This is a genomic window from Pseudescherichia vulneris, from assembly GCF_902164725.1.
Classification (GTDB): domain Bacteria; phylum Pseudomonadota; class Gammaproteobacteria; order Enterobacterales; family Enterobacteriaceae; genus Pseudescherichia; species Pseudescherichia vulneris.
Genome location: NZ_LR607338.1, coordinates 2,044,260 through 2,052,863 on the forward strand (window position 1 = coordinate 2,044,260; position 8,604 = coordinate 2,052,863).

Genomic DNA, 8,604 nt, shown 5'->3' on the forward strand with positions numbered 1-8,604 from the left:
TACATACGCTATAACAGGTATGCACTATATAAGTTTTCATAACAATAGATGATAGCCAGAGGCATGTATGCAAATAATCTATTTCAAAGTGGAATGCCTGTTCCCAGAACTTTTACCTTCATCGACAGTTACTCTTAAAGAGGTAGTATTAACAAGAGAGAATGAAGTTATATCAACTTTTTCTAACTTGAAAATTAGTAACTTACCCTTTTATAGCTTTCATTTAGTCCCTGTTGGGTTCAGAAAAATTGAACATCTTATTAAAGGCGAGCCTGGTAAGTATTTGCAGTTCTCCTCGGGCTATCTGCAGTCTGGTGAATACCGGGTAGAAATCCCAACGGAGAGAAGGTGCTTGGCTATGACGCGCTCACTGCGCTCTGGCGGCTGGCTGACGAGAATGATGATGAGCGTTATCTCACAACTAATGAATTTATTTCACGCGATTTTTCGATTATTCGCCCGATAAAATTAGTTTATCGTAACCGCCGGGATATTACCTGCTGAGTAAAAACGCGCTTCGATTTTAAAATATAATATATTTTGCCTGCGGGGTTATCCCGCGCGCAGGCTTTCATTTAATGGCGAAAGAGTGCCGGGTTTAAGTAACGGACGAAACAGTGACTCATGTAAAGCAACTTGATTGCGACCGCGTTTTTTTGCGCTATAAAGCGCGACGTCGGCTGCACTATACAGGGCTTCAAAATCGCTATGGCGCACGCCAAGGCTAACGCCAAAGCTGGCCGTAACATATTGCTGGGGCAGACAGTCCAGCGGGGAGGCACTTAGCGATGCGTGAATATAACGCGCAATAATTATGGTCTCTTCAAGCCGGGCATGGGGCAAAAGAATCGTGAATTCTTCTCCACCTACGCGGCCAATTGAGGCCTGCGCGGGGAGAGCATGACGTATGCGCGACACCAGAGAGCAGATGACCTTATCACCCATTGGGTGACCATACTCGTCGTTAATGCGCTTGAAGTGATCGATATCCAGCAGGATCAGCGCCACGTTGCCCTGCGTTAGGGCGTGGTTGATATGGTTAATGATCGCGCTGCGGTTATAAACGGCGGTAAGCGGATCGTGGGTCGCTTCATACTCCAGGCGAGCCGCCAGCTTTTGTAGCTCATCGTTCATGCGTGTAAGTTCGCGTTCGGCACGATCGCTGCGGGAGATCAGACGGTAAGACTGGCGGATGAGTCGCTGATAGTGCTTTGCCACCGTCCACAGCTTTTCGCGGCACTCTTCGGCGGGCAGCTGTGCATCGGCGGCGGCAACCCGGGCGTCTTCCAGAACCGCATACTCTTCCTGGAATAGCTCGTTGATATCTAGCATGCGTTAAGGTCCGGCGTTAAAAAGACGGCAAGCGCCGGGAAATCAAGACTGACTTCCTGGCCAAACTCTTCGGAAATATCGTCATCGGCATCGTAATACCAGTGCAGCTCGCAGGCTTTGCCGCGTTTTGCATAGCCGTTCAGGGATTCAAAGAACTCGAACAGCAGCTTGGTGCTTGAGCTGTTAAAGTAGCTCAGCGCAACGTGCAGCTGTAGCGGAGTCGACTCGGCAGGGATCTCCTCTAGCCAGCTCTCAACGGCCTGCAACAGCGGGCGGAAGAAGGCGGCGGCGTTTTCCGGGTAGGCTTCACCTTTTAGCACCAGACGATGCGCCGCAAAGTCAAAGTTCACTTCCGGTGTGGCAGAGGTTGCTGCAAGCACAATCGCGGTAGTCAGTGTGGTATCAGTCATGGCAAAAGGTGGCCTTTAGGTGGAATGCGGACAGCGAGCTGGCCGCCAGAGGATGAATGCGGTACTCCAGCGGTTCGCTGGTATCTCGCGCCATGGTCAACAGGCCAATGTTAGCCCCTTTACTGGTCGCGGGTGCTTCACTGCGTAAGTTCTGTTTCCAGGCCTGCTTGATTTCGGCCTGGGTCATCGTGCGCAGCACGTCGAGGTTGTTTTGCAACAGAGAGGACGCCTCATATCCCACCAGATTAGCGGTTTCGAGATAGTAGTTAGCGTGATCGGTGTGCAGACAGAGTGAGCCAAAGCGCAGCTCCTCTTTGTCTGTGCCGATGTAGCGCTCGTCGCTGGAGTAGCGGACAATGTTCTGACCCATCTCAATAAAGACGGAGAAGAGCCGACGGCGCAGCGGCAACGAAGACTCGTGCTTATCCAGCCATGCCCGCACCACGTCGCCCATCGCCACAATATGCTGTTGCGAAAAATAGCCGGTATAAAACAGCTCTACCGCGCTCTGTCTTTGTAATGTGATCAACGGCAGCAGAACCGCGTCTTTGACCTGCAGGTCACTTAATTTCATATTATTTTTCACCAGCGAAAACCAAACCACGTCATGTCATCACGCGACGCTTCTTTTCCTTGCCAGGCCTGAAGCCCTTCCAGCAGCGCGGCAGAAAGGGCGCTCATCGGCAGTGTACGGTTTTGTAATATCAGGGACTGAATGCGTTTCTTACCAAACATAATGCTGCGCTCGCCGCCAATCTGATCCGTTACGCCGTCGGTAACCACCATCACCTGGTCACCAGCCTGTAGCGGGCGCTGATAGCGACGCCATTGCTGGTCGGCAGGCGTATCGGTGTAGCCGAGGCCTTTTCTGTCGGACTCAAGCATGCAGACCTCTTCATCCTCCGTGCCCAGCATAAAGGCGTGCATCCGGGCATTAGCCCAGATCAGCTGCGCATTAACGCTGTCGGTATAAATGGCGATGGCGTCACAGCCGTCATTAGACTGGTTAAGGTCGGCGCTAGGATGCAGCTGACTCAGGGTCTGCTTGATGTGGCGATTGACGATCGCCAGCAGGCGCTCCGGCTCATTCGCCGGGGCCAGAGAAAGCGCCTTTTCCAGCGCCGAGGCGAAAATAAAGGTCATAAACGCGCCGGGCACGCCGTGGCCGGTGCAGTCGGCAATCACCACCAGCCAGCCGTTCTCGTCGCGTTGAAAAGCATAGATATCGCCTCCTACGCAGTCCCGCGGCAGCCAGTAGAGGCACCACTCTTTAAGGCTCTCTTCAATACCCTGCCGCGAGCGGCTCAGCATCGACTCCTGGATCACCCGCGCATACTCAATGCTCTGCATGATCTGGAAATGCTGCTTGGCCTGCAGATCGGAAACCGTTTTAATCAGGTCGATGCCCAGGCCAATCCCCAGATAGTGCCCCTCATCGGTCAGGATGAAGCCTTCGGTCACCGCCTTATCGCCAGTTTCGATTACCCGCTCGGCGAGATACTCCAGTCCGGCGCTGGCCTCGACGATCAGCGGTGTCTTATCCATAAAAGCGATGCAGCTCTTTTGGTCGTAGAGTTCATGAAAGAAAGGGCGGCTCATCTGGGAGAGAAAAATGTGCCGGTTTATCATGCCGAGCGGGCGACTGTTTTCGAGCACTGGCAGGCCGATTAGCGTCTTATGCTCGTTAAAGAGAGCCATTACCTGCTGATTATTGGAGTCGGGCGTCACGTGCGGTACGGCGATGCGTAACATGCCTGCGTTTAACTGACGCGAGGAGAGAGGGATTTCCATAATAACCGGCGTTTTCCAGCAAGTAAGATTTATCCTAGAATAAATCCGTAATATGACGCTTTTATTTCAATCACTTGCCTGAGATTACAACGCTATTTTATCGAGCCTAAAGGCAAACTATAGCCATAACTCACGCCCATTCGCAGGCAAAAAAAAGCCCGCGCAGGGCGGGCAGTAAATACTGGAAGCAATGTGAGCAATGTCGTACTGAATACCTGAGCTATTTACTCAACTATTCAGTGATGAGAAAGATAATCTTTATCATCTGAACTTGCAACCCCAACTTTACTGGGGGCGCTTTTGTTCCCTATTCATGATGGCGCTGAAGCTGTAAACGCGCCCCTACCTCTATATACTCTATTCCTGTTTACCTTACCGCCTCGCCGTTTTAATAAAGGATGTGAAATGAAGCAGGATGAGATTTTAAACAGCATGAAGCGTCTATCTCTGTTTTTGGCGATCGCTATATCCGCACTGGTGTCTACTCAATCGATAGCAAAAAGCAGCCAGGAAAATGTCTTTTTCTCTCATGGTGATTGGGAGCTAGGCTGTGACAATACGCTGAGCTGCCGTGCCGCGGGCTACACAGAAAATGCAATGAATAGTGAAAACGTCGCCGTGGTAATTCTCAGCCGTCAGGCTGGCCCGGCAACAAAAGTGGAAAACTGGGTGCTGTTAACCAACAGTGACTCCTCGAGGAATTCTAAACAGAAGTCAGCACCAGAAATTATCATCAATAAAACGTCTCTTGGCCCTCTCGAAAAAGGCGAGGACGTTAGCTGGAAGATGAACGAAAGCCAATACGGTGCCTTTATGGCGGCACTATCCAACAAAGGAAAAATTACCTTCAAGGATAGCGTTGACACGTATACATTTTCATCTGCGGGTTCAAACGCTGTTCTGCTAAAAATGGATGAATTTCAGGGACGAGTCGGCACGCAGGGGGCCATACTCAGCAAAGGCGATCGGGATGAAAGCAAGGTACCTCTGCCGAAAGCCGTACCGGTACTCAAAAAGAGCCCTGTCCTTGATGCCGAAGGGCAAAAACTTAGCGCCGACCAGCTTAACACCTTCAGGAAACAGTTACTTCCGAGCATAGTGAAAGGGAAGGGGAGCGACTGTTCGGAGGATATCGAGCAGGAGGAGTGGTTCGCAGCAAGGCTGGATGCAGGTCATACCTTGATTTATGCAGCCTGCTGGAAAGGGGCATATAACGTGGGAAACCTCTGGTATATCGTCTCACCGGATCTGAAAAAAATTATCCAGTGGGTAGATAACAGCAATCACACCTATCGCGATGGAATGATAGAGGGTTTCTTTTTAGGGAACTCCGCTGGCGTGAGTGAGACAAAGAGTCAATTTTTATGGAACGGTAGCCAGTTTGTCGATGCCTACGAGGACTACCGGGGGCATTGTGCAGGCTATACCGATTTTTCTCCCTGCCGAATGCCACTTCTTGAAACCAACCATTACCAGGCTTACTCCGTTTTTTGATCCCTGCCTGCCAGCGCACCGCGCTGGCACGTTGTTACTTTTACAAGGTAATTATTCTTGATTGCATACTTATAATGAGTATAGTTCTCATTCTCTTTAGCGTTTAGGTAGACCCTTTGGCCTGCGCGCTACCTTCCTGATGAATGACTTTGAACGGTTAAGGATGCTCCTGATGAAAATGAAAACCTCTGCCCTGGCCCTCTGCGTGGCAATGGTGCTGAGCGGCTGCAATACCACCTCGTCCGCCAGCGCAAAACCGGCCGCCGAGGCGCAAAAACCGCAGGCAGCGGCTGCTCAGCAGAGTAACGTCGTGAAGCGCGATCTGGCGGAGGGCGTGTATGAGCTGGCGTTAAGTCCGACGGGCGATGCGCTGTACGTAGCCAGCGCGGAAGGGTTCAAAGATGTGCAGGGCGGGGTGGTCTACAAGCTCGATCCTAAAACCTTAAAAACGATCGGAACGACCCATACCGATCTAAAAAACTTCGGCATGGATATCGCCCCGGACGGTAAAACCCTTTACGTCACCAACTCGCTGGATGCGGGCATCAGCGCCATTAGCACCACCGATGGCAAGGTGCTGGCGCGGGCGATCTTCCCGGAGCGCAATAAAGAGGGCTTCCCGTACGGCGCGCGTCAGGTGCTGCTGCACAACGGTCTGCTCTACATCGGCGCGGTGGCCGATCCGGCCCTGATCTGGGTCGTAGACGCCAAGACCATGAAGCTGAAAACCCGCATCAAAAACACCGGGAAATGGATGACCGGCCTGCACTACTCCGAGCAGACCCAGCGCATCTATGCTGCCAACGGTGGCGGTGAAATCCTGGTGATCAATCCGCGCACCCACCGCGTGGAAAAACGCTGGAAGCCGCTGGGGGAAAAAGAGGCCCTGCTGCTTAACTTCGCGGAAGACAGTGCTACCGGCCGCCTGTTCGTCACCGATAACTCGAAGGCAAAAACCACCCTGGTGCTGGATATCCACACCGGCAAGGTGATCAAGCAGCTCGACGTCGGCGACTCCCTGTCGGTGAAGTTCAACCCGAAACGCAACGAGATCTACATCAGCCAGCGTGAGTCCGGCAAGCTCCTGAGCCTCGACGGCACCACCTACGCAGTGAAGCAGTCATGGGATCTGCCGCCGAACCCGAACAGCCTGCTGATCTCCGCCGACGGTCAGACGCTCTATGTCACCGTTAAGCAGGCCTTCAATAAAGATCACTCTACCAACGGTCCGGACAGCGTCGTCCGCATCGCCCTGAATCAGTAATCCAATCGGCCCGGCAACGGGCCATTTTTTTAACCCACGCTCTTGTATGAGTTAATGATGCGAAACATAAAAACTAACGCTTTCACATTGCGCAAGTCATTGCTTGCGCTGGCTATCGGCGCGGTAGCCCATTCGGCGCAGGCAGCGGCCGCTGACACCAGTAAACCCAATCAGGAAGATACGTTAGTGGTGCAGGCGACACCGGCCAGCGAGTTTACCCCCGGCGGCGACGTGCCGGTTCCGGCCTATCTGGACGGTCAGATTGCCCACGGCGGTCGTCTGGGGATGCTTGGCGAGCAGAAGGCGATGGACGTTCCCTTTAACGTCATCGGCTACACCGCAAAAGCGGTACAGGATCTGCAGGCCAAAACCATTGCCGACGTGGTGCGCAACGACGCGGGCGTCCAGCCGGTGCAGGGCTACGGCAACTCTGCCGAAACCTATCGCATTCGTGGCTTCAAGCTCGACGGGGACGACATGACCATGAGCGGCCTGCCGGGCGTAGTGCCGCGTCAGGTGGTGGATACCCAGATGATCGAGCGTGTCGAGATCTTTAAAGGGGCCAACGGTCTGCTGAACGGTGCAGCGGGCAGCGGCGTGGGTGGAATGATCAACCTTGAACCTAAGCATGCGGAAGATATGCCAACGACCCGAGTGGGCGTTGACTACACTAGCCAGGCGATGGTTGGCGGCTCGCTGGATCTGGGGCGTCGCTTCGGGGATAACAACCAGTTTGGCACCCGTATTAACCTGCTACATCGCGAGGGCGAAGCCCCGCTGGATCACGATCGTCGCCGCACCACCCTGGCCTCGATTGGCCTTGACTACCGGGGCGATCGTCTGCGCACCTCGCTGGATGCGGGCTATCAGAAAAAGACCTTCCATGGCAGCGGCATGGGCGTCAATATTACGGGCGTCAATTTCATTCCCGACGTGCCGGATCCCAGCAAGAACTATAGCCAGAAATGGAGCTACAACGACATCGATAACCAGTTCGGTGTGGCCCGCGCCGAGTATGACCTGAGCGACGCCTGGACCGCCTATGCCGCCACGGGTGCGCAGCAGGCCCATGAAATAGGCACCTACAGCACGCCGAAGCTGATCAACGCCAACGGCGACGCCACGGCAAGCCGTCTGGATACCAACCGCTATATCGATGCTAACAGTGGCATGCTGGGCCTGCGCGGTGACGTCGATACCGGCTTTGTCTCGCATAAAATCAATGTCGGCTACTCGGCGCTAATCAAGCGCGACAGAACGGCGTGGCGGATGTCTTCCGCTGCCGCCAACCCGACTATCAACATCTACCACCCGAGCGATGTGGCGATGCCAGCCAACAGCAGCTTTGGCGGTAACTATGGCGATCCGCGCACGACCAGCCGGAGCCGTACCCAGGGCTGGCTGCTGAGCGATACCCTGGGCGTACTGGATGACAGCCTGCTCTTCACGGTCGGTGCCCGTAACCAGAAGGTAGTGGTGCGTAATTACAATAACGCCACCGGGGCGGAGGATAGCGGCTCACGCTATGAAGAGAGCCGCTGGATGCCTACCTACGGCGTGGTCTATAAGCCGTGGGAAGAGCTGTCGCTCTACGCTAACCATACCGAAGCGTTACAGCCGGGCAGCGTGGCCCCGAGAGATGCCTCTAACTTTGGCCAGAGCACGGGCATTGCCCACTCGAAGCAGAATGAGGTGGGGGTCAAGATTGACTACGGTCGCATCGGCGGCACCCTGGCGCTGTTTGAGATCAAAAAGCCCTCTGCCATTCAGTACGGTGCGGGCGGCCCCTACAAGCTTGACGGCGAGCAGCGTAACCGCGGCATAGAGCTGAATGTCTTTGGTGAGCCGGTGCTCGGCCTGCGCCTTAACGGCAGCGCCACCTGGGTCGATGCCGAGATGACCAAAACGCAGAACGGCATCAACGACGGTAAGGATGCTATCGGTGTTCCCGGCGTCTTTATGGTGTTTGGCGCAGAGTACGATATCAAACCGGTAGAGGGCCTGACGGCCACGGCGCGTGTAAACCACTCCGGCTCGCAGTATGCCAACGCTGCCAATACCAAAAAACTGGATGACTACACCACGCTGGATCTGGGCGTTCGCTACCGGATGCAGCTGAACCAGGACGCTAACGAAATGGTATGGCGCGTGGGCGTGGATAACGTGACCAATGAGAAGTACTGGTCCGGCGTTGAGGATCTGGGCACCTACATCTTCCGGGGCGATCCGCGTACCCTGAAGGTCTCCATGAGCTACGACTTCTAAGTCAGTCACAGCTTTTAAATGCCGGGCGGCGTTGTGCTTGCGCGGCCT

8 protein-coding genes are annotated in these 8,604 nt (G+C 54.2%); 4 read left to right on the forward strand and 4 right to left on the reverse strand.

Annotation, left to right across the window (positions count from 1 at the left end; translation table 11 throughout):
* The first annotated feature begins 67 nt into the window (after nt 1–67).
* On the forward strand, nt 68–466 hold the full coding sequence (locus FN633_RS08735) for a hypothetical protein (protein ID WP_154057440.1): 399 nt from the start codon (nt 68–70) through the stop codon (nt 464–466).
* An 86-nt stretch (nt 467–552) separates the two neighbouring features.
* Here the strand turns inward: FN633_RS08735 and FN633_RS08740 are convergent, their stop codons facing one another.
* Genes FN633_RS08740 through FN633_RS08755 form a run of 4 tightly spaced genes read right to left on the reverse strand, consistent with a single transcriptional unit; the run spans nt 553 to nt 3,533 of the window.
* On the reverse strand, nt 553–1,332 hold the full coding sequence (locus FN633_RS08740) for a GGDEF domain-containing protein (RefSeq protein ID WP_154057441.1): 780 nt from the start codon (nt 1,330–1,332) through the stop codon (nt 553–555).
* Complete coding sequence (locus tag FN633_RS08745) at nt 1,326–1,742, reverse strand: DUF1987 domain-containing protein (RefSeq protein WP_154057442.1); 417 nt, start codon at nt 1,740–1,742, stop codon at nt 1,326–1,328. The genes FN633_RS08740 and FN633_RS08745 overlap by 7 nt, the downstream gene beginning before the upstream one ends.
* Nucleotides 1,735–2,316, reverse strand: a complete 582-nt coding sequence (locus FN633_RS08750; RefSeq protein ID WP_208674013.1) for a SiaB family protein kinase — start codon at nt 2,314–2,316, stop codon at nt 1,735–1,737. Before FN633_RS08750 ends, FN633_RS08745 begins: the two co-directional genes overlap by 8 nt.
* An 8-nt stretch (nt 2,317–2,324) precedes the next feature.
* Complete coding sequence (locus tag FN633_RS08755) at nt 2,325–3,533, reverse strand: SpoIIE family protein phosphatase (protein WP_154057443.1); 1,209 nt, start codon at nt 3,531–3,533, stop codon at nt 2,325–2,327.
* 405 nt (nt 3,534–3,938) lie between these two features.
* Here FN633_RS08755 and FN633_RS08760 point away from each other — a divergent pair, with 405 nt between their 5' ends.
* The 3 genes from FN633_RS08760 (at nt 3,939) to FN633_RS08770 (ending at nt 8,556) form a co-directional block, all read left to right on the forward strand.
* A complete protein-coding gene (locus tag FN633_RS08760) occupies nt 3,939–5,027 on the forward strand; it encodes a DUF1176 domain-containing protein (RefSeq protein ID WP_154057444.1) in 1,089 nt (362 codons plus the stop codon).
* 172 nt (nt 5,028–5,199) lie between these two features.
* A complete protein-coding gene (locus FN633_RS08765) occupies nt 5,200–6,291 on the forward strand; it encodes a YncE family protein (protein ID WP_154057445.1) in 1,092 nt (363 codons plus the stop codon).
* Between the two features lie 57 nt (nt 6,292–6,348).
* Complete coding sequence (locus FN633_RS08770; RefSeq protein ID WP_243731489.1) at nt 6,349–8,556, forward strand: TonB-dependent receptor; 2,208 nt, start codon at nt 6,349–6,351, stop codon at nt 8,554–8,556.
* The last annotated feature ends 48 nt before the right edge of the window (nt 8,557–8,604 follow it).